At 53.9% G+C, this 26,363-nt stretch carries 21 protein-coding genes; 10 read left to right on the top strand and 11 right to left on the bottom strand.

Going from position 1 to position 26,363, the window contains the following annotated elements; all coding sequences use genetic code 11:
* Positions 1-13: 13 nt before the first annotated feature.
* Complete coding sequence (rlmD, locus tag ACLD3P_RS10140; protein ID WP_024798192.1) at positions 14-1,309, bottom strand: 23S rRNA (uracil(1939)-C(5))-methyltransferase RlmD; 1,296 nt, start codon at positions 1,307-1,309, stop codon at positions 14-16.
* A 57-nt stretch (positions 1,310-1,366) separates the two neighbouring features.
* On the opposite strand from rlmD, the gene barA reads away from it, so the two are divergent.
* Positions 1,367-4,123, top strand: a complete 2,757-nt coding sequence (gene barA, locus ACLD3P_RS10135; protein ID WP_000186399.1) for a two-component sensor histidine kinase BarA — start codon at positions 1,367-1,369, stop codon at positions 4,121-4,123.
* Positions 4,124-4,166: 43 nt separating this feature from the next.
* Here the strand turns inward: barA and ACLD3P_RS10130 are convergent, their stop codons facing one another.
* The 4 genes from ACLD3P_RS10130 to gudP all read right to left on the bottom strand — a co-directional run bounded on the left by ACLD3P_RS10130 (position 4,167) and on the right by gudP (position 9,443).
* Entirely contained in the window at positions 4,167-5,309 is a 1,143-nt protein-coding gene (locus ACLD3P_RS10130; RefSeq protein WP_000706477.1) for a glycerate kinase, read from the bottom strand.
* A gap of 77 nt (positions 5,310-5,386) precedes the next feature.
* Positions 5,387-6,727, bottom strand: a complete 1,341-nt coding sequence (gene gudD / locus ACLD3P_RS10125) for a glucarate dehydratase (protein ID WP_411006287.1) — start codon at positions 6,725-6,727, stop codon at positions 5,387-5,389.
* 20 nt (positions 6,728-6,747) lie between these two features.
* The gene (locus ACLD3P_RS10120) at positions 6,748-8,088 is read right to left on the bottom strand and encodes an enolase C-terminal domain-like protein (protein ID WP_023136652.1); all 1,341 of its coding nucleotides are present in this window, start codon (positions 8,086-8,088) and stop codon (positions 6,748-6,750) included.
* Positions 8,085-9,443, bottom strand: a complete 1,359-nt coding sequence (gene gudP / locus ACLD3P_RS10115; protein WP_000097015.1) for a galactarate/glucarate/glycerate transporter GudP — start codon at positions 9,441-9,443, stop codon at positions 8,085-8,087. The genes ACLD3P_RS10120 and gudP overlap by 4 nt, the downstream gene beginning before the upstream one ends.
* Before the next feature lie 79 nt (positions 9,444-9,522).
* Between gudP and ACLD3P_RS10110 the strand changes: the two genes are divergently transcribed.
* Positions 9,523-9,774, top strand: a complete 252-nt coding sequence (locus ACLD3P_RS10110; protein WP_001626563.1) for a hypothetical protein — start codon at positions 9,523-9,525, stop codon at positions 9,772-9,774.
* Positions 9,775-9,923: 149 nt separating this feature from the next.
* On the opposite strand, the gene ACLD3P_RS10105 is transcribed toward ACLD3P_RS10110, so the two are convergent.
* The 4 genes from ACLD3P_RS10105 to syd form a co-directional block, all read right to left on the bottom strand.
* Positions 9,924-10,373 carry a flavodoxin gene (locus ACLD3P_RS10105; protein WP_000807738.1) on the bottom strand — a complete coding sequence of 150 codons (450 nt, stop codon included), beginning with the start codon at positions 10,371-10,373 and terminating at the stop codon, positions 9,924-9,926.
* Between the two features lie 18 nt (positions 10,374-10,391).
* Complete coding sequence (truC, locus tag ACLD3P_RS10100) at positions 10,392-11,174, bottom strand: tRNA pseudouridine(65) synthase TruC (RefSeq protein ID WP_000890034.1); 783 nt, start codon at positions 11,172-11,174, stop codon at positions 10,392-10,394.
* Positions 11,174-11,503, bottom strand: a complete 330-nt coding sequence (locus ACLD3P_RS10095) for a YqcC family protein (protein ID WP_411006286.1) — start codon at positions 11,501-11,503, stop codon at positions 11,174-11,176. Before ACLD3P_RS10095 ends, truC begins: the two co-directional genes overlap by 1 nt.
* A 611-nt stretch (positions 11,504-12,114) precedes the next feature.
* Positions 12,115-12,660 (bottom strand): SecY-interacting protein, encoded by a 546-nt coding sequence (gene syd / locus ACLD3P_RS10090; protein ID WP_000343990.1) that lies wholly within the window; start codon positions 12,658-12,660, stop codon positions 12,115-12,117.
* Positions 12,661-12,728: 68 nt separating this feature from the next.
* On the opposite strand from syd, the gene queF reads away from it, so the two are divergent.
* The 5 genes from queF (at position 12,729) to xni (ending at position 19,261) form a co-directional block, all read left to right on the top strand.
* Positions 12,729-13,577, top strand: a complete 849-nt coding sequence (queF, locus tag ACLD3P_RS10085) for an NADPH-dependent 7-cyano-7-deazaguanine reductase QueF (protein ID WP_000100465.1) — start codon at positions 12,729-12,731, stop codon at positions 13,575-13,577.
* Positions 13,578-13,690: 113 nt separating this feature from the next.
* Positions 13,691-15,055 (top strand): nucleotide 5'-monophosphate nucleosidase PpnN, encoded by a 1,365-nt coding sequence (ppnN, locus tag ACLD3P_RS10080; RefSeq protein ID WP_000627973.1) that lies wholly within the window; start codon positions 13,691-13,693, stop codon positions 15,053-15,055.
* Between the two features lie 564 nt (positions 15,056-15,619).
* On the top strand, positions 15,620-16,909 hold the full coding sequence (gene sdaC, locus ACLD3P_RS10075; RefSeq protein WP_000450462.1) for an HAAAP family serine/threonine permease SdaC: 1,290 nt from the start codon (positions 15,620-15,622) through the stop codon (positions 16,907-16,909).
* 58 nt (positions 16,910-16,967) lie between these two features.
* Positions 16,968-18,335 (top strand): L-serine ammonia-lyase II, encoded by a 1,368-nt coding sequence (sdaB, locus tag ACLD3P_RS10070; protein ID WP_000626384.1) that lies wholly within the window; start codon positions 16,968-16,970, stop codon positions 18,333-18,335.
* A 170-nt stretch (positions 18,336-18,505) separates the two neighbouring features.
* Positions 18,506-19,261 (top strand): flap endonuclease Xni, encoded by a 756-nt coding sequence (gene xni, locus ACLD3P_RS10065; RefSeq protein WP_001818022.1) that lies wholly within the window; start codon positions 18,506-18,508, stop codon positions 19,259-19,261.
* A gap of 91 nt (positions 19,262-19,352) precedes the next feature.
* On the opposite strand, the gene fucO is transcribed toward xni, so the two are convergent.
* Together fucO and fucA are read right to left on the bottom strand one after the other, a co-directional pair.
* Positions 19,353-20,501, bottom strand: coding sequence for a lactaldehyde reductase (fucO, locus tag ACLD3P_RS10060; RefSeq protein ID WP_000013562.1), 1,149 nt, complete (start codon positions 20,499-20,501; stop codon positions 19,353-19,355).
* 16 nt (positions 20,502-20,517) lie between these two features.
* Positions 20,518-21,165: an L-fuculose-phosphate aldolase gene (fucA, locus tag ACLD3P_RS10055; protein WP_000440828.1), complete on the bottom strand. Its 648-nt coding sequence runs from the start codon at positions 21,163-21,165 to the stop codon at positions 20,518-20,520.
* Between the two features lie 555 nt (positions 21,166-21,720).
* Between fucA and fucP the strand changes: the two genes are divergently transcribed.
* From fucP to fucK, 3 genes are all read left to right on the top strand, one after another.
* Positions 21,721-23,037, top strand: coding sequence for an L-fucose:H+ symporter permease (fucP, locus tag ACLD3P_RS10050; protein ID WP_000528622.1), 1,317 nt, complete (start codon positions 21,721-21,723; stop codon positions 23,035-23,037).
* Between the two features lie 31 nt (positions 23,038-23,068).
* Positions 23,069-24,844 (top strand): L-fucose isomerase, encoded by a 1,776-nt coding sequence (gene fucI / locus ACLD3P_RS10045; protein ID WP_000724126.1) that lies wholly within the window; start codon positions 23,069-23,071, stop codon positions 24,842-24,844.
* 100 nt (positions 24,845-24,944) lie between these two features.
* A complete protein-coding gene (gene fucK / locus ACLD3P_RS10040; protein WP_411006285.1) occupies positions 24,945-26,363 on the top strand; it encodes an L-fuculokinase in 1,419 nt (472 codons plus the stop codon).

Raw genomic sequence — 26,363 nt, 5'->3', positions numbered from 1 at the left:
AAGCCGGTAATCATTACATGCGCTCGAACAGAACCATTGATTCCAGATGTCCTGTGTGCGGGAACATGTCGAGCATCGCTAAACGCGTAACCTCATATCCCGCATTGACCAGCGCTTCACTATCGCGCGCCAGCGTCGCCGGGTTACAGGATACATAAACAATGCGAATAGGTTTTAATTTTATAATATGTCGCATCACTCCTGTAGCCCCCGCACGCGCAGGATCGAGTAAGACTTTGTCAAAGCCGTTTTTCGCCCACGGCTGCTTCGTGACATCTTCCTCCAGGTTCTCATGGAAGAATGTCACATTATGTAAACCATTGCGGATGGCGTTTTCACGGCCTTTTTCTACCAGCGCCGGAACGCCCTCAACCCCTACCACGCTTGCCGCGTGCGTTGCCAGCGGCAGCGTAAAATTCCCCATTCCGCAGAACAGATCCAGAACACGATCCTCGGCGCGCACATCAAGCCACTCCAGCGCGCGGGCGACCATTTGCTGGTTTACCACCTCATTAACCTGAATAAAGTCTCGCGGACTGAAGGCTAAACGTAAGCCGTGCGAATCATACCAGGGCGCCTCGCCAGATACCGTTTCCAGTATCTCGCTAAACGGCGCCAGAAACAGAGACAATCCCTCAGAATGCGAAAAGCGTTCCAGTTTTTCTTTATCCGCCGCACTTAATGGCGCGGTATGGCGCAGAATCATCAGCGTACCGCTTCCCGCCTGTACCAGCTCAACATGCCCAAGATGTCGGGTGCCGTGTAAACTCGCCAGACACGCCCTGATTCGGGGCAGCAATGCTTCAAGCTGGGGCGCCAAAACGGGGCACTGTTCGACATTGACGATATCGCTGGAACCCGCTTTGCGAAATCCCATTTGCAGCGGTTTATCCGGCGGGCAATTCAGACTTAACCGCGCACGACGCCGATAACCCCAGGGCGCGCCGGCGATGATGTCATTCACCTCGTGTTTCATCAAACGCGCCAGCGCCGCGCTTTTGCTGCGTTGTTGCAGGGCGATGCTGACATGCTGTTGCTGACAACCGCCGCAGACGCCAAAATGCGGGCAGCGCGGCGTTTCTCGTTCCGGGCTATCATTCAAACGACGCGAAACGCGTGCGCGGGCAAATTGCTTTTTATCTTCTGTAATAATGACTTCTGCGCTTTCCTCAGGCAATAAACCGGGGATAAACAGCGCCTTTCCGTTATGACGGGCTACGCCCTGACCAAATGAATCGAGGTCATTGACTTTAACGGTTATGATCTGACGCGTCGTCACGCGCCGTTTTGCAGAGTAGAATTGCGCCATCGACCAGCTTTTTCTCAATTTAACAGTGTGACCCTAATTGTCCCATAACGGAACTCCATGACCAACTACAGCCTGCGCGCACGCATGATGATTCTGATCCTGGCCCCGACCGTCCTGATAGGTTTGCTGCTCAGTATCTTTTTTGTAGTGCACCGCTATAACGACCTGCAGCGTCAACTGGAAGATGCCGGCGCCAGTATTATTGAACCGCTCGCCGTCTCCAGCGAATATGGTATGAACTTACAAAACCGGGAGTCTATCGGCCAACTTATCAGCGTCCTGCACCGCAGACACTCTGATATTGTGCGGGCGATTTCCGTTTATGACGATCATAACCGCCTGTTTGTAACGTCTAATTTCCATCTGGACCCCTCACAGATGCAGCTGCCCGCCGGAGCGCCGTTTCCACGTCGTCTGAGCGTCGATCGCCACGGCGATATTATGATTCTGCGCACCCCGATTATCTCGGAGAGCTATTCGCCGGACGAGTCAGCGATTGCCGACGCGAAAAATACCAAAAATATGCTGGGGTATGTGGCGCTTGAACTGGATCTCAAGTCGGTAAGGCTACAGCAATACAAAGAGATTTTTATCTCCAGCGTGATGATGCTTTTTTGTATTGGCATTGCGCTGATCTTTGGCTGGCGGCTTATGCGCGATGTCACCGGGCCTATCCGTAATATGGTGAATACCGTTGACCGCATTCGCCGCGGACAACTGGATAGCCGTGTGGAAGGATTTATGCTGGGCGAACTGGATATGCTGAAAAACGGCATTAATTCCATGGCGATGTCGCTCGCCGCCTATCACGAAGAGATGCAGCATAATATCGATCAGGCCACCTCGGACCTGCGTGAAACCCTTGAGCAGATGGAAATCCAAAACGTTGAGCTGGATCTGGCGAAAAAGCGCGCCCAGGAAGCGGCGCGTATTAAGTCGGAGTTCCTGGCGAACATGTCGCACGAACTGCGAACGCCGCTGAACGGCGTCATTGGCTTTACCCGCCTGACATTAAAAACGGAGCTGAATCCCACCCAGCGCGACCATCTGAACACCATTGAGCGTTCCGCGAATAATCTGCTGGCGATCATTAATGACGTGCTCGACTTCTCCAAGCTGGAAGCCGGTAAGCTCATTCTGGAAAGTATCCCTTTTCCACTGCGCAACACGCTGGATGAAGTGGTTACGCTGCTGGCCCACTCGTCGCATGATAAAGGGCTGGAGTTGACGTTAAATATTAAAAACGACGTCCCGGATAATGTGATTGGCGACCCGCTGCGCCTGCAACAGGTCATTACTAATCTGGTGGGTAATGCCATTAAGTTCACCGAGAGTGGCAATATCGACATTCTGGTAGAAAAGCGGGCGCTCAGTAACACCAAAGTACAGATTGAAGTGCAGATCCGCGATACGGGGATCGGCATTCCGGAACGCGACCAGTCGCGACTGTTTCAGGCGTTTCGCCAGGCCGATGCCAGTATTTCTCGCCGTCACGGCGGCACCGGGCTTGGGCTGGTGATTACGCAAAAGCTGGTCAACGAAATGGGCGGGGATATCTCTTTCCACAGCCAGCCTAATCGCGGCTCGACCTTCTGGTTTCATATTAATCTTGATCTTAACCCAAATGTTATTATTGACGGGCCGTCGACCGCATGTCTGGCCGGAAAACGGCTGGCTTATGTCGAACCGAATGCTACCGCCGCGCAATGTACCCTGGATCTACTGAGCGACACGCCGGTGGAGGTGGTTTACAGCCCGACCTTCTCCGCGCTGCCGTTAGCGCACTACGATATTATGATTTTGAGCGTTCCGGTGACCTTCCGCGAGCCGCTCACCATGCAGCATGAACGTCTGGCGAAAGCGGCGTCAATGACGGACTTTCTACTGCTGGCGCTACCTTGCCATGCGCAAATTAACGCCGAAAAGCTGAAACAAGGAGGCGCGGCGGCCTGTCTGTTAAAACCATTGACGTCAACGCGCCTGTTGCCAGCGCTGACGGAATATTGCCAGTTGAATCACCATCCTGAACCGCTGCTAATGGATACCAGTAAAATCACCATGACGGTTATGGCGGTTGATGATAATCCCGCTAATCTGAAGCTTATCGGCGCGTTACTGGAAGATAAAGTCCAGCACGTAGAACTTTGTGATAGCGGACATCAGGCGGTGGATCGGGCGAAACAAATGCAGTTTGATCTGATTTTGATGGATATTCAGATGCCGGATATGGACGGCATACGCGCCTGCGAATTGATTCACCAGCTTCCTCATCAGCAGCAAACACCGGTTATTGCCGTTACGGCACATGCGATGGCCGGGCAAAAAGAGAAGTTGCTCAGCGCGGGCATGAACGACTATCTGGCTAAACCGATAGAAGAAGAGAAGTTGCATAATCTGTTGCTGCGCTATAAACCCGGCGCCAACGTAGCAGCGCGTCTGATGGCGCCGGAACCGGCTGAGTTTATCTTCAATCCGAATGCGACACTCGACTGGCAGCTTGCGCTCCGCCAGGCTGCCGGTAAGCCCGATCTGGCACGGGATATGCTGCAAATGCTGATTGATTTTCTGCCGGAAGTGCGCAACAAAATTGAAGAACAACTGGTGGGAGAAAACCCCAACGGTCTGGTCGATCTGATCCATAAGCTACACGGGAGCTGCGGCTATAGCGGCGTACCGCGGATGAAGAACCTTTGCCAGCTTATTGAGCAACAGCTTCGCAGCGGCGTCCACGAAGAGGAGCTGGAGCCTGAGTTTCTGGAGCTGCTGGATGAGATGGATAATGTCGCGCGTGAAGCGAAGAAGATATTAGGCTGATATTCGCCGGATGGCGGCGTGACCGCCTTATCCGGCCTACAACTCAGCGTAACTGTTGCCCCGCTTTCAGCGTTGCAGCCACGTTGCGCGCGGTCATTCGTACGTTTTCACTCGCATTCTTCAGCGCGTCCTCCAACGTGCAGATGGTATAAATCACGCTGAAAACGGCATCAAGCCCATGTTCATGAACCACGCCAACGTCCGCCGTCAGGCTACCCGCAATACCAATTACCGGCTTGTTATACCGTTTGGCGATGTTTGCCACGCCAATAGGGACTTTACCGTGAATGGTCTGACTGTCGATGCGGCCCTCGCCGGTGATGACTAAATCGGCATCCGCAAGACACGCTTCCAGATGAAGCGCATCGGTGACAATCTCAATACCACGCCGTAGCTGCGCGCCGCAAAACGCGTATAACGCCGCCCCCATGCCGCCTGCCGCGCCGCCGCCTGCCAGATCCAACACATCGACATGCAGATCGCGGGCAATCAAATGCGCATAGCGAGTCAATGCCGTATCCAGGCGTTCAATCATTTCCGGCGTCGCCCCTTTTTGCGGACCAAAAACCGCAGAAGCGCCCTCTTTACCGGTAAGGGGATTCGTGACATCGCAGGCGACCTCTATATGACACGCCGACAAACGCTTATCCAGACCGCTGATATCAATGCTGGCGAGTGTTTCCAGCCCAATGCCGCCTTGCGCAATATCATTGCCCTGCGCATCCCGTAGCCTGGCCCCCAGCGCCTGCACCATCCCCGCGCCGCCATCGTTGGTGGCGCTACCGCCGATACCAATAATGATATGCTCAACGCCCGCATCCAGCGCATGACGGATCAGCTCGCCGGTTCCCCATGACGTGGTCTTCAACGGATCGCGTTGCGCGGGCGGCACCTGCTCCAGCCCGCTGGCGGCCGCCATTTCAATGAACGCGGAACGCGCATCGCCGGAAAGCCCATAAAACGCATTGACGCGATGCCCCAACGGCCCGGTGACCTCAACATGCACGATTCGACCCGCCGTCGCTTCAACCATCGCTTCGACAGTACCCTCTCCGCCATCAGCCAGCGGCAATTTCAGGTAATCGGCGTCAGGCCAGATCTCGCGAAATCCTTGTTCAATGGCGGTCGCGACCTCAAGAGCACTCAAACTTTCCTTATACGAGTCTGGTGCGATCACTATTTTCATAAGTCGTCCTTACGCATGTTGATCCTGTTAAGCATACACTCAGAGAAGGACCGGTTCCTTACGGAACCGGCTCTGACTTAACGCACCATGCAAGGACGCTTATTATCAAACGTCCAGCCAGGAATTAAGTACTGCATTCCCATCGCGTCGTCACGCGCGCCTAAGCCATGCTTTTGATAGAGCTCATGCGCTTTCATCACCTGATCCATATCGAGCTCAACGCCCAGACCCGGTTTGGCCGGTACTTGCACCATGCCGCCTTTAATTTCAAACGGTTCTTTAGTCAGACGTTGGTTGCCTTCCTGCCAGATCCAGTGGGTATCGATCGCGGTGATCTTGCCCGGCGCCGCCGCGGCAACATGGGTAAACATCGCCAACGAAATATCAAAGTGGTTGTTAGAGTGCGATCCCCAGGTCAGACCGAACTCATGACACATTTGCGCCACGCGTACAGAGCCTTGCATAGTCCAGAAGTGCGGGTCCGCCAGCGGGATATCTACAGATTGCAGCGACAGCGTATGCCCCATTTGACGCCAATCGGTCGCTATCATATTGGTGGCCGTCGGTAATCCGGTCGCGCGACGGAATTCCGCCATCACTTCACGACCAGAAAAACCCTGCTCCGCGCCGCACGGATCTTCTGCATAGGCCAGAGAACCTTTCAGGTATTTACCAATGCTGATCGCTTCGTTCAACGACCAGGCACCGTTTGGATCGAGCGTAACGCGCGCTTGTGGGAAACGTTTCGCCAGCGCCACGATTGACTCGGCCTCTTCTTCGCCCGCCAGCACGCCGCCTTTCAGTTTGAAGTCGTTGAAGCCGTATTTTTCATAGGCGGCTTCCGCCAGACGTACTACCGTTTCCGGCGTCATCGCCTCTTCATGGCGCAGACGATACCAGTCGCATTGCTCATCCGGCTGGCTCTGATACGGCAGCGGCGTGGCCTTGCGATTGCCGACAAAGAACAGATAACCCAGCATTTCGACTTCGCTGCGCTGCTGACCGTCGCCTAACAGCGAAGCGACGTTGACGCCCAGGTGTTGGCCAAAAAGATCAAGCATTGCCGCTTCAATACCAGTCACCACATGGATAGTGGTACGGAGATCGAACGTTTGTAAACCGCGTCCGCCCGCATCGCGATCGGCAAACTGGTTGCGAACGGCGGTCAGGACATTTTTATATTCACCCAGCGTTTTTCCCACCACCAGTGGGATCGCATCTTCCAGCGTTTTGCGAATTTTTTCGCCGCCCGGAATCTCGCCGACCCCGGTATGGCCGGAGTTATCTTTAATAATGACGATGTTGCGCGTGAAGAACGGGGCGTGCGCGCCGCTCAGGTTCATCAGCATACTGTCATGACCCGCAACCGGGATAACCTGCATTTCAGTCACTACAGGCGTCGTAAATTGAGTACTCATAACTGTGTCCTTATTCAGAATTAGTGACGACCAAAAACAGGGCGTTTGCGGTCAAAAGTCCAGCCGGGGATCAGGTATTGCATCGGGCCTGCATCATTACGCGCGCCGCCTGGCAGCGTTTTATACGCGTCATGCGCTTTTCGCACCTGTTCCCAGTCAAGCTCCACGCCCAGTCCTGGCGCATCCGGAACGGCAATTTTGCCGTTTTTAATTTCCAGCGGATTTTTAGTCAGGCGGCAATCGCCCTCCTGCCAGATCCAGTGCGTATCAATAGCGGTGGGTTTGCCTGGCGCCGCCGCGCCGACATGGGTAAACATCGCCAGTGAAATATCAAAATGGTTATTCGAATGGCAGCCCCAGGTTAGCCCCCAGTCATCGCACAGTTGCGCCACGCGAACGGCACCGGTGAGGGTCCAGAAATGCGGGTCGGCAAGAGGAATGTCTACCGCGTTGAGCATCACCGCGTGTCCCATTTCACGCCAGTTGGTGGCAATCATATTGGTCGCCACCGGCAGTCCTGTCGCGCGGCGGAACTCCGCCATGACTTCACGACCAGAGAATCCTTGCTCCGCGCCGCACGGATCTTCCGCGTAGGTCAGTACATCATTCAGCCCTTTGCACAACGCAATGGCTTCATCCAGTAGCCAGGCGCCGTTCGGATCCACGGTAATACGCGCGTCCGGGAAGCGTTTTTTTAGCGCGCGAACGGTATCAATCTCTTGTTCGCCCGGCAGCACGCCGCCCTTGAGTTTAAAATCTTTAAAGCCGTAGCGATCCTGAGACGCTTCCGCCAGCCGCACGACCGCGTCGCTGTTCAGCGCTTCCTGATGACGCAGGCGATACCATTCATGGCTGCCCGGCGTACTTTCCAGATACGGCAGATCGGTTTTAGTGCGATCGCCAATATAGAAGAGATAGCCCAACACGGTGACGGCATCGCGCTGTTTACCGGGTCCTAACAGTTCACAGACCGGCACATTAAGCGCCTGTCCCAGTAGATCAAGCAACGCCGCTTCCAAAGCCGCCACCGCGTTAACCCGCAGTTCAAACGTCCATGCGCCTTTACCAAAGGTGTCAAAATCAGCAGCCTGGTTGCCTTTATGCACCTGCTGCACCACTTTGTTCAGGCGGGCGACTTCCTGGCCTAATACCATCGGAATAGCATCGACCAGCGTCTGATAAATCACTTCTCCGCCCGGCGCCTCGCCGACGCCAGTATGCCCGGCGTTATCGGTGAGGACGACGATGTTACGGGTGAAGTACGCGTTATGCGCGCCGCCGATGTTGAGTAGCATACTGTCATGTCCGGCAACCGGAATGACCTTCATGTCCGTAATAACGGGACTGGATTGCGTTGTCATGATAATTGTCCTGCGACAGGTTTCAGTTCAATACGCTTAATATCACCTACCAGCACCAAATAGCTGATGATGGCCACCAGGGCATGTACGCCGACATAGATCAACGCGCCGTTGAAGGAACCGGTGGTGCCAACGATGTAACCAATCGCGATTGGCGTCACAATACCGGAAATATTACCGAACATATTAAACAAGCCGCCGGAAAGACCGCTGATCTCTTTCGGCGCGGTATCCGCCATTACTGCCCAGCCCAACGCGCCGATACCTTTACCGAAGAAGGCCAACGCCATAAAGCCGATGATCATCCATTCCACGTTCACATAGTTACAGAACACCATAACCATTGACAGCAACATCCCCAGCACAATCGGCGTCTTGCGCGCGATATTCAGGGAGCCAGTACGACGCATCAGCCAGTCGGAAATGATGCCGCCCAACACGCCGCCGATAAAGCCGCAGACCGCAGGAACCGAGGCGACAAAGCCCGCTTTGAGAATCGACATGCCGCGCGCCTGGACCAAATAGACCGGGAACCAGGTAATAAAGAAATAGGTCAATGCGTTAATACAGTACTGACCGATGTAAACGCCAATCATCATACGAGAGCCCAGCAGCTGTTTGATCTGGCCCCATTTGACGCTAAACGGTACTTTCGCTTTGGTGTCTTTCTGATCCATATTGATCAGCGCGCCGCCTTCTGCGATGTACTCCAACTCTTTCTTATTTACGCCCGGATGGTTATTTGGTTCATGGATAACTTTCAACCAGATAAAGCTGATGATGATCCCTAACCCGCCCATAAAGAAGAAGACATGCGACCAGCCCACTTCGTGCGTCAGCCAGCCCATAATTGGCGCGAAAATAACCGTGGCAAAGTATTGCGCGGAGTTAAAGATGGCCACCGCCGTTCCCCTCTCCTGCGCCGGGAACCAGGCCGCAACGATGCGACTGTTGCCCGGGAAAGAAGGCGATTCCGCCAGACCAACCAGGAAACGAAGCGTAAAGAGGGCGACAATAATGCCGAAACCACTAAAGATATCGACAAAACCCTGCAACAGGGTGAAGACTGACCAAATGAAAATAGACCAGAAATAGACGCGTTTGGAACCAAAGCGGTCCAGCAGCCAGCCGCCCGGGATCTGCCCGATAACATAGGCCCATGAAAAAGCAGAAAAAACATAGCCCATACCTACCGGATCAAGGCCGATATCTTTGGCCATTTCTGAGCCGGCAATGGACAATGTGGCGCGGTCGCCGTAGTTGAAGGATGTGACGATAAACAGCATCACCACTATCCAGTAGCGGGCGTTCGTGCGTTTCTCCGCACTGCTCGCCGCGTGACTTAATGAACTCATTGTTGCACTCCTGAAATTTCGCGTTAGCTACGCTCACTCTGAACTGCACAACCGGTAGGGAATCAGAGATAACGTTTCCTTGTTGCAGCTTTTATTAGGTCGTTTGCTTTGCACGCTGCATGCTTTTATTCACTGGCAGGAGAAGTATAAAAAGCGCGCCACACACACTCACCGTGCAACAACACAGTATTTTGGCGATGAATTACGCCTGTTTATGGCAAAAGCCCAGGACAGTGGAAGCCACTTCACGGAAATGAAATCAGAAGGCGTCGGCGTCGACGCAGGAGGAGTAAAAAGAGAAGAATGTGAAACAGGTCGCTTGATTACATGAAAACGCCCGTAAAAAACTGCCGCTTTTGCGGGCATATGCCCAAAGCTAACACGATTCAGTTACTTTACACTGTATACAGGTCGTGATTTTGCTTACTGGCAACGCAAGCAAACGAAAAGGTACCCTCCCGTAGGGGGGAGGGATTTACCTCAGGAAAGTAAAGTTCCCCAGTTTTCAACCCAGGGATTGGATTGGCTCTCCGGCTCCGGATGTTCGCTGGCGTCAATGAATAATATCTCCCCCACCCGCTGCGCGCTTTGCTCCTGCAACAGGGCATCAAACTGTTTGCCGCCATTACAGAAATTGGGGTAGCTGCTATCACCTAACGCAATCACCCCGTAACGCAGGTTTGGTTGAAAACCGACTGTATCTTTAATGCCGTGAAAGAGCGGCGCAATGCTATCCGGTAGATCGCCCTGCCCGGTCGTCGAGGTAACGACCAGCGCAACCTTATCCTGATATTGCTGCCAGTCGGACAGTTCAGGATCTTCAAACACGGTCGCGCTGTGGCCCTGTCTGGCGAGGATCGCTTCCGCTTCTTCCGCTACCAGCAGTGAGTTGCCATACATGGTCCCGACAAAAATACCAATTTCCGCCATTATGCGTATCTCCCTGAATTATGCCTGATGAGTCTCATCCTGCCGGGACGCCGCCGTAAACTCAACCCTTTCATTGTCAGGGAGAAGTCCACGCCAGCCAAACTGTGTCAGCGCCTGCATCCAGGTTTCATCCAACCCGGCCTGAATCATCAACGGCTGTCCGGTGAAGGGGTGCGTCAGCTCAAGCCGACTGGCATGAAGCATCAGGCGACGACAGGCAAAATGCTCTGCGGCGCTGCGGTTTTGTCGCAAATCGCCATGCTTGCTGTCGCCGATGATAGGATGACGCAGATGCGCCAGATGACGACGAAGCTGGTGCTTGCGTCCCGTTTTTGGTTCCAGCTCAACCAGACCATAACGCGTGGTGGGATAACGTCCGGTCGGCACCGCCATTTCGACCGTCGCCAGTCCGCGATACTGCGTTACAGCCGGCTGGGGCGCTTTATCCTCGCGGGCGAATTTATCAGCAATTTTATCGCGCTCTTCCACCAGCGGATAATCCAGTACTGCGTCATCCATCAGCCAGCCGCGCACAATGGCATGGTAGCGTTTACGGATGTGGTGCTGCTCGAACTGCTGCGCCAGACGGCGTCCCGCTTCGCTGGACAGCCCCATTAACAGTACGCCCGACGTGGGTCTGTCGAGACGGTGGGCGGTAAAAACATGCTGGCCGATTTGGTCGCGCACCGTTTGCATGACCACGACTTTTTCGTCGCGATCCAGCCAGCTCCGGTGAACAAGCCAGCCTGCGGGTTTATTCACGGCAACCAGCCACTGGTCTTGATAGAGGATCTCCAGCATCAGGATTTATCGCGGACGAATAGCGCATCCAGATCCTGCAAAACCGCCAGGATCGCCTCCCTCTGCGGATGATCCGCCGCCAGCGCCATTTCATAATAAGGGGCGACGGCAAACGCCTCGGGCAGTGGCTGCGCATTATCAAGTAGGGTATGCATACGAGGGATCAGTACCCATTGCAGCCATTCCAGCGGTTCCATGGTATCCATAAAAAATGGTTGGATGCTGGTAAACAGGTGCGCCTGCGGCGCATCCAGCCGCCAGTGGCGATGCTCGCGCAGCAGCGTTTCAAGCGCATGTAACTGCTGACGCACACGGTCATGAGTCGTCATGTTAAAAACCTCAATGATGAAAATCTGGCGCGAAGAATAACAAAAAAAAGGGAGCACTGTATAAACAGTGCTCCCGGTTCGTTTCGCAGCATTCCAGCTACTTTTCGTGCTCCCTGCTCATCCGTGACAACTTTTCCTGTGACCTTACGGCCTGTTCATCCTGAACGTTTGCATCCTGCGCACATCGCCCGATGTGATAGCTTCTTCCTGAAGCGTCCCTGGTCATCCAGACCCGCCGAACATCCTGATCGGCTCTCGTTCTCCGTCCTGGAGGTGTCCTTTAACGCATCCTGCGCTTTCCACTTTGCTTCATCCTGAAGCCTTTCCTTGTAACACCATCCTGGCGTGTCCTGCTGAAGCGTCATCATCCTGACGTTCGCTTCGTTGTACGACTCCCTGTCGACGAAGATAGAATCGCCTGTTTCACCTTGTCTTACAAGACACCTACAGACAATACCTTAAGTAAATTTTCATATGAAAGTGCGCAAAAACATTTTAACAGGTTGTTTTATATAGACTTACATAAGAAAACGGGACTCAGTATCCGCTGATATCCTGGCGATCTCCTACAGACTTTGTAAGAGATCTCTCACACCTGTTAGGGCAAACGATTACAGAAGAGGATTAAGTTGCGTAAGGAATTCCGCAAGCGTTGCGGCAAGAACGGTACGATTGCGGGTGCCCAGCGTTTCTTTAATCACCTCGCCGGACAGATTACAGACCGAAATGACCTCAAGCTCATTTTCCTGCGTCGCAATAAAAAGCGTGGGAGGAAGCTTGAGCCGCTTTTGCGTGACCAGGTGGCCTATCAGATTTTCCTGCACGCGCCGAAAGTCATCCTGACTCCAGGTTTGCAGTAGCGTAAGCTTTTCATCCGCGAACTGCGCGGGCATGTCGCCAGCAAACTGCGTGGTGTAAAACGCGTGGAGCGCAGGTTGTACCATAATATCGAAGGCGCGTTCAACCGCGTTTACATTTTCTTCGCCTTCAAAAGGTTGCGGCTGCCAGTAAACGGCATCGCGGGTTGAAGAAATAATGCACGGAGAAGGTACGCCATACAGTTCTTCGCTCAACGGCCAGCTACCGTGTTTTTCTTGCCACGCGTCGCAGTAACGCGTCGTAAAGGCTTTCAATGCCTGCGCTGTCAGTTCGTCCACCAGTTTCTCTCTTCATAAAAGCCAGGATACACTTGACGCATAGTGTATCTGGTTTATGACGGTGAAACATGTCTTCTTATGAAAACCATCAGGCTCTCGATGGCCTGACTCTCGGAAAATCAACGGATTACCGGGACAATTATGACGCCAGCCTGCTGCAGGGCGTACCGCGCAGTTTGAATCGCGACCCGCTCGGATTAACAGCCGATAATTTGCCGTTCCACGGCGCGGATATCTGGACGTTGTATGAACTTTCCTGGCTTAACAGCCGTGGTCTTCCGCAGGTCGCCGTCGGGCATGTCGAACTGGATTACACCAGCGTTAATTTAATCGAATCCAAAAGCTTTAAACTGTATCTGAACAGCTTTAACCAGACGCGCTTTGACACCTGGGAGACGGTGCGCCAGACGCTGGAGCGCGATCTGCGCGCCTGCGCGCAGGGCAACGTTAGCGTGAGGCTTCATCGTCTTGATGAGCTGGAAGGACAGCCTGTCGCCCATTTCCACGGCACCTGTATTGACGATCAGGATATCAGTATCGACAACTACCAGTTTACTACCGACTATCTGCAACATGCGGTCAGCGGCGAGAAGCAAGTAGAGGAGACGCTGGTCAGTCATCTGCTGAAATCCAACTGCCTGATCACCCACCAACCGGACTGGGGCTCAATACAAATTCAGTATCGCGGGCGCAAAATCGACAGGGAAAAACTGCTGCGTTATCTGGTCTCCTTCCGTCACCATAATGAATTTCACGAGCAGTGCGTAGAGCGTATTTTTAATGACATTCTGCGCTTCTGCCAGCCGGAAACGTTAAGCGTTTATGCGCGCTATACCCGCCGCGGCGGGCTGGACATTAATCCCTGGCGCAGCAATGCCGATTTTGTGCCCGCCACGGGCAGGCTGGCGCGTCAGTAATCTTTTTTGTCAATTTTGCGTGCCGGATTGCGCATGTAAGGTTGTGAAAGGTCATCAGCCAGGGCTATTGTAATCAACAGGGAATGGCGTGTTGCGTCCCATAAGGAGTTTACTTGATTACACATATTAGCCCGCTTGGCTCAATGGATATGTTGTCGCAACTGGAAGTGGACATGCTGAAACGCACGGCCAGTAGCGACCTGTATCAACTGTTTCGTAACTGTTCACTTGCCGTTCTTAACTCCGGCAGCCTGACCGACAACAGCAAAGAGCTGCTGTCCCGCTTTGAAAATTTCGATATTAACGTGCTGCGCCGCGAGCGCGGCGTGAAGCTGGAATTGATTAATCCGCCTGAAGACGCCTTTGTTGACGGGCGGATTATTCGTGCGCTACAGGCTAACCTGTTCGCGGTGCTGCGCGACATTCTCTTTGTGAATGGGCAGATCCATAATGCCGGCCGTTTCCAGCATCTGGATCTTGAAAGCTCAACACATATCACCAATCTGGTGTTCTCCATTTTGCGCAACGCCCGGGCGCTGCACGTCGGCGAAGCGCCAAACATGGTGGTATGCTGGGGCGGCCACTCAATTAACGAAAACGAGTACCTGTATGCCCGTCGCGTCGGCACACAGTTGGGATTACGCGAGCTGAACATCTGCACCGGCTGCGGCCCTGGGGCGATGGAAGCCCCCATGAAGGGCGCGGCGGTCGGTCACGCGCAGCAGCGTTATAAAGACAGCCGCTTTATCGGCATGACTGAACCTTCCATTATTGCGGCTGAACCGCCTAACCCGCTGGTGAACGAACTGATCATCATGCCGGATATCGAAAAACGCCTGGAAGCGTTCGTCCGTATCGCACACGGTATCATCATCTTCCCGGGCGGCGTGGGTACGGCGGAAGAGCTGCTTTATTTGCTGGGGATTCTGATGAATCCAGCCAATAAAAATCAGGTGCTGCCGCTGATCCTGACCGGACCAAAAGAGAGCGCCGATTACTTCCGCGTGCTGGATGAGTTTATTACCCATACGCTGGGCGAAGCGGCCCGCCGTCATTACCGCATCATCATTGACGATGCGGCGGAGGTAGCGCGACTGATGAAGAAAGCGATGCCGCAAGTGAAAGAGAATCGCCGCGATACCGGCGACGCCTATAGTTTTAACTGGTCGATGCGTATTGCACCGGATCTTCAGGTGCCGTTTGAGCCGTCGCATGAAAATATGGCCAACCTGAAACTGTACCCGGATCAGCCGGTTGAGATTCTGGCGGCGGATCTGCGGCGCGCCTTCTCCGGTATTGTCGCGGGGAACGTGAAGGAGGTCGGGATACGCGCCATTGAAGCTAATGGTCCGTATAAAATCCACGGCGATCGAGAGATGATGCGTCGCATGGACGATCTGCTGCAGGGATTCGTCGCGCAGCATCGTATGAAATTGCCGGGTTCCGCCTACATCCCCTGTTACGAGATCTGCGCTTAGCGCTTATGCCCGGTTGCCGCCAGCAGCCGGGCGCTTCTCCCATTCCTTTCATTGCGGTATGGCGATTCACGTATTCCTTCATTTTTTATGATGATCATCAGAGGCATAGCCCGCATTGTTTTATAAACACCATTTATAATTCATCATAAATAGATTGCCAGGCAAACGTTTACTTGACTCCTCTTACCGTGATTTATCGGCTCAAACTCTTATTCTTCGCCAGAATCCACTAAAAACCTTGATTTTTATAGTCAAACCTCCGTATCTTGCGCCCCAATCTTTCCGGCCTTATATCGTTAATGGTAGCCTTCGCGCCCGGAAATTCGTTATGACGTTTTTTTAATAGATTAATGGTCCAAATTTATCCATGTAAGAAGCGGATTATTGCATTTGAGATCGGGATCACTGATAGATTCATCACTTAAATGTATCTTTCCGCCCGAAAATTATTACGGCGAAAAATTATATAAAAAGCGTCCCTAAGCAGATTTCATTTTACGATCAGGTCTTTTTTCATTGGATTAGACCAGCAACCTGATTTTTAGCATCCTCCAGGAGAAATAGATGGAAACCACTCAGACCAGCACTATTGCTTCGATTGACTCTCGAAGCGCATGGCGCAAAACGGATACCATGTGGATGCTGGGCCTTTACGGCACGGCAATCGGCGCGGGCGTTCTGTTCCTGCCGATCAACGCAGGCGTCGGCGGCATGATTCCGCTCATCATCATGGCGATTCTCGCTTTCCCGATGACCTTTTTCGCACACCGTGGTTTAACCCGCTTCGTGCTGTCCGGTAAAAACCCGGGTGAAGACATCACTGAAGTCGTTGAGGAACACTTCGGTATCGGCGCAGGTAAACTGATTACCCTGCTCTACTTCTTCGCGATTTACCCCATCCTGCTGGTTTACAGCGTGGCGATTACTAATACCGTGGAAAGCTTCCTGACCCACCAGTTAGCGATTAATCCGCCGCCGCGTGCGATTCTTTCCCTGATCCTGATTGTTGGCATGATGACCATCGTGCGCTTCGGCGAGCAAATGATCGTTAAGGCGATGAGTATCCTGGTATTCCCGTTCGTCGCTGCGCTGATGCTGCTGGCCTTGTACCTGATCCCGCAGTGGAACGGCGCGGCGCTGGAAACGCTGTCCTTTGATTCCGCCGCGTCTACCGGTAACGGTCTGTGGATGACGCTGTGGCTGGCGATTCCGGTGATGGTTTTCTCTTTCAACCACTCCCCGATCATCTCCTCCTTCGCGGTTGCGAAGCGTGAAGAGTACGGTGAAGGCGCTGAGAAGAAATGTTCTAAAATTCTGGCCTTCGCCCACATCATGATGGTGCTAACCGTGATGTTCTTCGTCTTCAGCTGCGTGCTGAGCCTGACGCCGGCAGATCTGGCGGCAGCAAAAGAGCAGAACATCTCTATTCTGTCTTACCTGGCGAACCACTTTAACGCGCCGATCATCGCCTGGATGGCGCCGATCATTGCGATGATTGCTATCACCAAATCCTTCCTCGGCCACTACCTGGGCGCGCGTGAAGGCTTTAACGGTATGGTGATTAAATCGCTGCGTGGTAAAGGTAAATCCATCGAAATCAACAAACTGAATAAAATTACCGCGCTGTTCATGCTGGTCACCACCTGGATTGTGGCGACGCTGAACCCCAGCATCCTGGGCATGATTGAAACCCTGGGCGGCCCGATCATCGCGATGATTCTGTTCCTGATGCCGATGTATGCCATCCAGAAAGTACCGGCAATGCGTAAGTACAGCGGTCATATCAGCAACGTATTCGTTGTGATTATGGGCCTGATTGCCATCTCCGCTATTTTCTACTCACTGTTCAGCTAAGTCCTTTAGCGCCGCTTACCGCGGCGCTTCTCTATGATACAACCGCAATGGATGCCCTATGATTAGCGTATTCGATATTTTTAAAATCGGCATTGGCCCTTCCAGTTCTCACACCGTCGGACCAATGAAAGCAGGCAAGCAGTTCACGGACGATCTGATTGCCCGCCATATCCTTACAGATGTCACCCGCGTCGTGGTGGATGTCTACGGCTCTCTGTCATTGACGGGTAAAGGCCACCACACTGATATCGCCATTATTATGGGCCTGGCGGGGAATCTGCCGGACACCGTCGATATCGACGCCATTCCGTCCTTTATCCAGGATGTTAACACCCATGGGCGTTTACTACTGGCCAATGGGCAGCATGAAGTCGAATTTCCGGTCGATAAGTGCATGAATTTCCACGCCGACAACCTGTCTCTGCATGAGAACGGGATGCGTATTACCGCGCTGGCGGGCGATAAGGTGCTCTACAGCCAAACCTACTACTCCATTGGCGGCGGCTTTATCGTCGATGAAGAGCACTTTGGTTTGACGAATAGCGAACCTGTTAACGTGCCGTACCCTTACAAAACCGCCGCGGATTTACAGCGTCACTGCCAGGAGACGGGTCTGTCGCTCTCCGGTCTGATGATGCAAAACGAACTGGCCCTGCACAGTAAAGAAGCGCTGGAGCAGCACTTCGCCAGGGTCTGGGAGGTGATGCGCAGCGGTATTGAGCGCGGTATCACCACCGAGGGCGTATTGCCGGGCAAACTGCGCGTTCCGCGTCGCGCGGCGGCGCTGCGTCGGGTGCTGGTCAGTCAGGATAAGACCACCACCGATCCGATGGCGGTCGTCGACTGGATCAATATGTTCGCGCTGGCGGTGAACGAAGAGAATGCCGCAGGCGGACGAGTAGTCACTGCGCCGACTAACGGCGCATGTGGTATTGTTCCGGCGGTGCTGGCGTACTATGACAAGTTTATCCGCGAAGTAAATGCTAACTCACTTGCTCGCTATATGCTGGTCGCCAGCGCGATTGGCTCGCTGTATAAGATGAACGCCTCTATTTCCGGCGCCGAAGTGGGTTGTCAGGGAGAGGTCGGCGTGGCCTGTTCCATGGCGGCAGCGGGTCTGGCCGAGCTGCTGGGCGGTAGTCCGGCGCAGGTGTGTATCGCCGCAGAAATCGCCATGGAGCACAATCTGGGGTTAACTTGCGATCCGGTTGCCGGCCAGGTCCAGGTTCCCTGCATTGAGCGTAACGCGATTGCTTCAGTCAAAGCGGTCAACGCCGCGCGTATGGCGCTGCGCCGTACCAGCGAACCGCGCGTATGCCTCGATAAAGTGATTGAGACCATGTACGAAACCGGTAAAGACATGAACGCTAAGTACCGCGAAACTTCGCGCGGCGGCCTGGCGATGAAGATCGTTACCTGCGATTAATTCTCAGCACATTTTAGGATCTGTAGGCCGGATAAGGCGCTCGCCGCCATCCGGCTTTTGTTGCCTGATGGCGCTTCGCTTATCAGGCCTACGGATAGCGCTATTTCGCAATGCTCGCCTCCCCCCGCCGTGAATGTTACCCTACGCGCAGGTTTGTAAGGGAGAACACCGTGGCTGCTCATCTGCTTATCGTCGACGCGCTCAATTTGATTCGCCGTATTCACGCCGTTCAGGGATCGCCCTGTGTGGAAACCTGCCAACACGCGCTCGATCAATTGATTATCCACAGCCAGCCAACCCATGCCGTAGCGGTATTTGATGACGACGCGCGCAGCAGCGGCTGGCGTCATCAGCGTTTGCCGGACTACAAAGCAGGACGTCCGCCGATGCCTGACGATTTACATAATGAAATGCCCGCCCTACGCGCCGCGTTTGAACAGCGCGGAGTACGCTGTTGGGCATCAGACGGTAACGAAGCGGACGATCTGGCGGCGACGCTGGCGCTAAAAGTTACCGAAGCCGGACACCAGGCAACCATTGTGTCAACCGATAAAGGCTATTGCCAGTTGCTCTCTCCGGGATTGCGCATTCGCGACTACTTCCAGAAACGCTGGCTGGACGCGCCGTTTATTGAAAAAGAGTTTGGCGTACTTCCCCGGCAGTTGCCGGATTACTGGGGTCTGGCAGGAATCAGCAGTTCGAAAGTCCCCGGCGTTGCCGGTATCGGCCCCAAAAGCGCGACCCAGCTGTTGATTCAGTTTCAAAATCTGGAGGGAATTTACGCCCATCTGGACGAGGTGCCGGAAAAGTGGCGCAAAAAGCTTGAGACGCATAAAGAAATGGCATTTCTTTGCCGCGATATTGCACGTCTGCAAACCGATTTACATATCGACGGAAACTTACAGCAGCTACGGCTGGTACGGTAGTTTTGTTGCCGGATGGCGGCGTGAACGCCTTATCCGGCCTACAGAACTGCACGAAATGTAGAGCGGATAAGCGCAGCGCCATCCGGCAAAATTACCAGGCGATATGATACAGTTCGACAATGTCCGCCAGACTCGCTTCACGCGGATTGCCGCCCGTACAGACATCATCGAACGCCGCCTGGGCCAGCGCCGGGATATCCTCTTTTCGAACGCCGACATCACGCAAATGCAGCGGAATTCCCACATCGCGATTTAACGCAAATACGGCTTCCACTGCGGCATTACGCGCCTCTTCAAGACTCAATCCTTCTACCTTCACCCCCATCGCCCGGGCGATATCACGGAATTTCTCGTTGGTAGACCCGGCATTGAAACGCATCACGTGCGGAAGCAAAATAGCATTCGCGACGCCGTGCGGCGTGTTGTAAAACGCGCCCAGCGGATGCGCCATCCCATGCACCAGCCCCAGCCCCACATTGGAAAACCCCATCCCGGCAACGTATTGCCCCAGCGCCATCGCCTCACCGGCCTCTTTTTCTCCGGCTACGGCGCCGCGCAGCGCGCCAGCAATAATCTCAATGGCTTTGATATGTAATGCATCCGTCAGCGCCCATGCGGCCCGGGTAATATAGCCTTCAATAGCATGGGTTAGCGCATCCACGCCCGTTGCCGCTTTCAGCGCGGGCGGCATACCGTCCATCATATCGGCATCGATAAATGCCGCCTGCGGAATATCATGTGGATCGACACAAACGAATTTGCGCCGTTTCTCTTCATCGGTAATCACATAATTGATAGTGACTTCCGCCGCGGTTCCCGCCGTTGTCGGGATCGCCATAATCGGCACGCTGGGTTTACGGGTCGGCGATAGCCCTTCCAGACTGCGCACATCGGCAAATTCCGGATTGTTACTGATAATACCGATCGCTTTGCAGGTATCCTGCGGAGAACCGCCGCCAATGGCGATGAGATAGTCCGCGCCGCTTTGGGTAAAGACCTTAAGCCCTTCCTGGACAACGGAAATCGTAGGATTAGGGATCACGCCCGCATAGATCTCCCACGCCAGCCCTGCGGCATCCATTCTGCTTGTCACTTTATCGACCACACCGCATTGCACCAGCGTTTTATCGGTAACAATCAGCGCTTTATGATAACCGCGGCGCGTCACCTCATCGGTTAATGCGTCCACCGCTCCCCGGCCAAACCATGCCGTTTCATTCAGAATCATTCTGTTCGCCATCGCCTGTCTCCTGACATCACTCTTCAATACGTAATCCGTAAGTTTTAAATTTCTCCAGTACGATAGCGATCGCCTCGTCATCCAGTACCGGTACCGGATCGACAATGGCCAGCGTACTTAAATAGAGCTGCGCCAGCACTTCCACTTCATGCGCCAGCCACAACGCTTTGTCTAAATTTTCTTCACAAGCGATAAGCCCGTGATGCTGTAACAGCGTCGCTTTACGATTTTTAAGCGCCACGGCAACATGGTCAGAAAGTTCGCGGGTGCCAAAAGTGGCGTAGGGCGCGCAGGGAATAGAGTTTCCCCCCGCGGCGGCAATCATGTAGTGAATCGCCGGAATCGGGCGATTCAGGATCGAGACTGCCGTACAATGGACAGCGTGGTTATGTACCACGGCATTGGCGTCAGGGCGCGTCTGGTATGCCGCCATATGAAAACGCCACTCGCTGGAAGGCAGTTTGCCCTGCTCATGCTGACCGTCTGCATCAATAAAGACAATGTGCGACTCTGTCAGCTTCTCGTAGGGGATCCCCGTCGGCGTAATCAGCATTCCGCCCTGATAACGTACGCTCACGTTACCTGCCGTCCCCTGATTTAACCCTAACCGCGTCATTTCCAGACAGGTATCAATAATCTGCCGCGCCAGTCTATTTCGTTCCATTATTTACCTCTCTCTGTGATTCAAAATGAGACAACAAAACCGCCTTTCGCATCGCGCTGCTGTCCTGTTGAAATAATCGAATAGTTAGCAACTATCATCATACTGAATAAAGAGAAGGGAATTTAAATAACGATATTTTGTGATTCACATCAATTAATTCGCCACGATAAACCAGACGACTACCGTTTCTCTCGCCGATAAATGCCCGCTCTTAATAATATTTTTTAAAACGGGCAAAAATGAAGAATAAGTTACTACTGCCCGTTTTCGTGGCAATAATTTAATTCGGGCATTCAGTCTGTGGTTTTTTTAATTAAACATCTCAAACGGTCATTTTTTTATGAAAATTAAAGTGATGATAATCACAGAACGCTCTGCTCTCAGGTATAAATGTGACCGCCATCATATTAAAAGGCCTTTTTTATTTGAAAATGAATCCATGAGTTCATTCCGGACGCCAATTTATTACCGGTAAGAAAAGCGAACTCACCTAATTTTACGGTCTGGTGACCAGAACCGACCGCACGCAAAAGCTTCTGAACCGATGAGGATGCTATGGGAAACACAACAATACAAACACAGAGTTTTCGTGCTGTGGATGCAGAGCAAAGCAAGAGCAAGCGCTACATTATTCCATTCGCCTTACTTTGCTCGCTATTTTTTCTGTGGGCCGTCGCCAATAATCTGAATGACATTTTATTACCGCAGTTTCAACAAGCTTTTACGCTAACTAACTTTCAGGCTGGGCTTATTCAGTCAGCCTTTTATTTCGGTTATTTCGTCATTCCAATCCCCGCTGGGATTTTGATGAAAAAACTCAGTTATAAAGCAGGGATTATCACCGGGCTTTTTTTGTATGCTGTTGGCGCCGCATTATTCTGGCCTGCCGCCGAGATAATGAATTACACATTATTTTTAATTGGCCTGTTTATCATCGCCGCCGGTTTAGGTTGCCTTGAAACAGCAGCCAACCCTTTTGTTACGGTATTAGGTCCAGAAAGCGGCGGACATTTCCGGCTTAATCTGGCGCAAACTTTTAACTCCTTTGGCGCTATTATCGCCGTTGTGTTTGGGCAAAGCCTTATTTTGTCTAACGTGCCGCATCAATCGCAAGAAGCGCTTGATAAAATGACGCCGGATCAGCTTAGCGCCTATAAACACAGCCTGGTGTTATCGGTACAAACACCATACATGATTATCGTCGCCATCGTATTAGTAGTTGCGCTGCTGATTATGCTGACCAAATTTCCGGCCCTGCAAAGTGACGATCATAGCGATGCTAAACAAAGCTCTTTCTTATCTTCTCTCTCCCGACTCATCCGTATCCGCCACTGGCGCTGGGCGGTGCTGGCGCAGTTCTGCTACGTGGGGGCGCAAACCGCCTGCTGGAGCTATCTGATCCGCTACGCCATTGAGGAGATCCCTGGAATGACACCCGGTTTCGCCGCCAACTACCTGACCGGCACGATGGTGTGCTTCTTTATCGGCCGTTTCACCGGGACCTGGCTTATCAGCCGCTTCGCGCCGCATAAAGTGCTGGCCGCCTACGCCCTGTTTGCCATGCTCCTGTGTCTGATTTCCGCCTTTAGCGGCGGACATATCGGCCTGCTGGCGCTGACGTTGTGTAGCGCATTTATGTCAATCCAGTACCCGACCATCTTCTCGCTGGGTATCAAAAATCTGGGACAGGACACTAAGTACGGCTCGTCTTTTATCGTCATGACCATCATTGGCGGCGGTATTGTCACGCCAGTAATGGGCTTCGTTAGCGACGCCGCAGGCAAAATCCCGACCGCCGAACTGGTTCCGGCATTGTGCTTTGCCGTCATCTTCATTTTTGCCCGTTTCCGTTCACAAGCGGCGACAAACTGAACATTTATCCGAATAACGTGAGGAATCTGTCATGAAAAAAATCAGCTTACCGAAAATCGGTATCCGCCCGGTGATTGATGGACGTCGTATGGGCGTACGCGAGTCGCTCGAAGAGCAAACCATGAACATGGCGAAAGCGACGGCGGCGCTCATCACTGAGAAAATCCGCCACGCCTGCGGGGCTCAGGTGGAGTGCGTCATTGCGGATACCTGTATTGCCGGAATGGCGGAATCCGCCGCCTGTGAAGAAAAATTCAGTAGCCAGAACGTGGGCGTGACCATTACCGTTACGCCGTGTTGGTGCTATGGCAGCGAAACCATTGATATGGACCCGATGCGTCCGAAAGCCATCTGGGGCTTTAACGGCACAGAGCGTCCTGGGGCGGTTTACCTTGCCGCGGCGCTGGCGGCGCACAGCCAGAAAGGCATTCCGGCGTTCTCCATTTATGGCCATGACGTGCAGGATGCCGACGATACCTCCATTCCCGCCGACGTCGAAGAAAAACTGCTGCGTTTTGCGCGGGCAGGGTTAGCGGTAGCCAGCATGAAAGGCAAAAGCTACCTCTCCGTCGGCGGCGTGTCGATGGGGATCGCGGGTTCCATTGTCGATCATAACTTCTTTGAATCCTGGCTGGGCATGAAGGTGCAAGCGGTAGATATGACCGAACTGCGCCGCCGTATCGATCAAAAAATTTATGATGAGGCCGAACTGGAGATGGCGCTGGCGTGGGCGGATAAAAACTTCCGCTACGGCGAAGATCAGAATGCCTCGCAGTATAAGCGCAATGAAGCCCAGAACCGCGCGGTGCTAAAAGAGAGCCTGCTGATGGCGATGTGTATTCGCGATATGATGCAGGGCAACAAGACGCTGGCGGACAAAGGGTTAGTTGAAGAATCGCTGGGCTACAACGCCATTGCCGCCGGCTTCCAGGGCCAGCGCCACTGGACCGATCAATACCCGAACGGCGATACCGCCGAAGCGCTGCTCAATAGCTCTTTTGACTGGAACGGCGTACGCGAACCGTTTGTCGTCGCCACCGAAAATGACAGTCTGAACGGCGTAGCGATGCTGTTCGGTCATCAACTCACTGGTACCGCGCAGATATTCGCCGACGTGCGAACCTACTGGTCGCCGGAAGCCGTAGAACGCGTCACCGGCCAGGCACTCAGCGGCCTGGCGGAACACGGCATTATTCACCTGATTAATTCCGGTTCTGCCGCTCTGGACGGTGCCTGTAAACAGCGCGACAGCGAAGGCAAGCCGACCATGAAACCACACTGGGAAATCAGCCAACAAGAGGCGGATGCGTGTCTGGCGGCCACTGAATGGTGCCCGGCGATTCACGAATACTTCCGCGGCGGCGGCTACTCATCCCGTTTCCTGACCGAAGGCGGCGTGCCATTCACCATGACCCGCGTGAATATCATCAAAGGCCTGGGACCAGTACTGCAAATCGCCGAGGGCTGGAGCGTCGAACTGCCGAAAGCGATGCACGATCAGCTTGATGCCCGCACCAACTCTACCTGGCCTACCACCTGGTTTGCGCCGCGTCTTACCGGCAAAGGCCCGTTTACCGATGTCTATTCGGTGATGGCGAACTGGGGCGCTAACCACGGCGTACTCACCATCGGCCATGTAGGGGCGGACTTTATTACTCTCGCCGCGATGCTGCGTATCCCGGTATGTATGCACAACGTGGAGGAGGCGAAGATCTACCGTCCTTCCGCCTGGGCGGCTCACGGTATGGATATCGAAGGCCAGGATTATCGCGCCTGCCAGAATTATGGCCCGCTGTATAAACGTTAATGCGGCTTAGCCCGGTGGCGCAGGCTTACCGGGCCTACAGGCGCATGAACCGTAGGCCGGATAAGCGTAGCGCCATCGGGCGGCGTTTATGGAGTTATCTATGAAACAAGACGTTATCCTGGTTCTCGACTGCGGTGCGACAAACGTTCGGGCGATCGCCGTTGATCGCCAGGGGAAAATTGTCGCCCGCGCCTCAACCGCTAACGCCAGCGACATTGCCGCAGAAAATAGCGCCTGGCATCAGTGGTCGCTGGACGCCATCCTGCAACGTTTCGCCGACTGCTGCAGGTCACTCTCCAGCGCCCTGTCGGAGTGTGTTGTTCGCGGTATTACGGTGACTACGTTCGGCGTCGATGGCGCGCTGGTCGATGCGCAGGGTAAGCTACTCTACCCGGTCATCAGTTGGAAATGCCCGCGAACCGCTGCCGTGATGGAAACGATTGAGCGCTTTATCTCGCCCCGGCAATTGCAGACGCTCTCCGGCGTCGGCGCGTTCAGCTTTAACACGCTGTATAAACTGGTCTGGCTTAAAGAGAATCATCCGCGCCTGCTGGAACAAGCTCACTGCTGGCTGTTTATCTCGTCGCTGATTAACCACCGTCTGACCGGCGAGTTTACGACCGATATCACTATGGCAGGCACCAGCCAGCTACTGGATATCCATCAGCGCGACTTTAGTCCGGAAATCCTGCAGGCGACGGGCCTGGCGCCCCGCCTGTTCCCGCGTATCGTGGAAGCAGGCGCCCCGATAGGCACGCTACAGACAGACGCGGCCAGGCTACTCGGTCTCCCGGCGGGTGTGCCGGTGATCTCTGCCGGACACGATACTCAGTTCGCGTTATTCGGCGCTGGCGCGCAGCAAGGTGAACCAGTGCTCTCCTCCGGAACATGGGAGATTCTGATGGTGCGCAGCGGTCAGGTGGATACCTCGCTGCTCAGTCAGTATCCGGGCTCGACCTGTGAACTGGACAGTCAGTCGGGGCTTTATAACCCCGGAATGCAGTGGCTGGCCTCCGGCGTACTCGAATGGGTACGAAAACTGCTGTGGACGCCGGAAACGCCATGGCAAACGCTGATCGACGAAGCGCGCGCTATTCCCGCTGGCGCGGAAGGCGTGCGGATGCAGTGCGATCTGCTCGCCTGCCAAAATGCAGGCTGGCAGGGCGTGACGCTCAATACCACCCGCGGCCATTTCTATCGCGCCGCGCTGGAAGGCCTGACGGCGCAACTTCAGCGTAATCTGCGCACGCTGGAGAAAATCGGCCATTTTAACGCCACAGAACTGTTACTGGTTGGCGGCGGCAGTCGCAACGCTTTATGGAATCAAATTAAAGCGAATCAGCTTGATATCCCTATCAAAGTGCTGGACGACGCGGAAACCACCGTGGCCGGCGCTGCCATGTTTGGCTGGTACGGCGTAGGCGAATTTAGTAGCCCGGAACAGGCGCGCGCGCAGGTCAATTATCAGTATCGCTATTTCTGGCCGCAAACCGAACCCGAAATTATTGAGGGAGTATGA

The sequence above is a fragment of the Salmonella sp. 741265073_HBA genome (assembly GCF_046569105.1).
In the GTDB taxonomy this organism is placed as follows: domain Bacteria; phylum Pseudomonadota; class Gammaproteobacteria; order Enterobacterales; family Enterobacteriaceae; genus Salmonella; species Salmonella enterica.
Note: the sequence above shows the minus strand (reverse complement) of the source record. Positions and strands in the feature narration are given on the sequence as shown.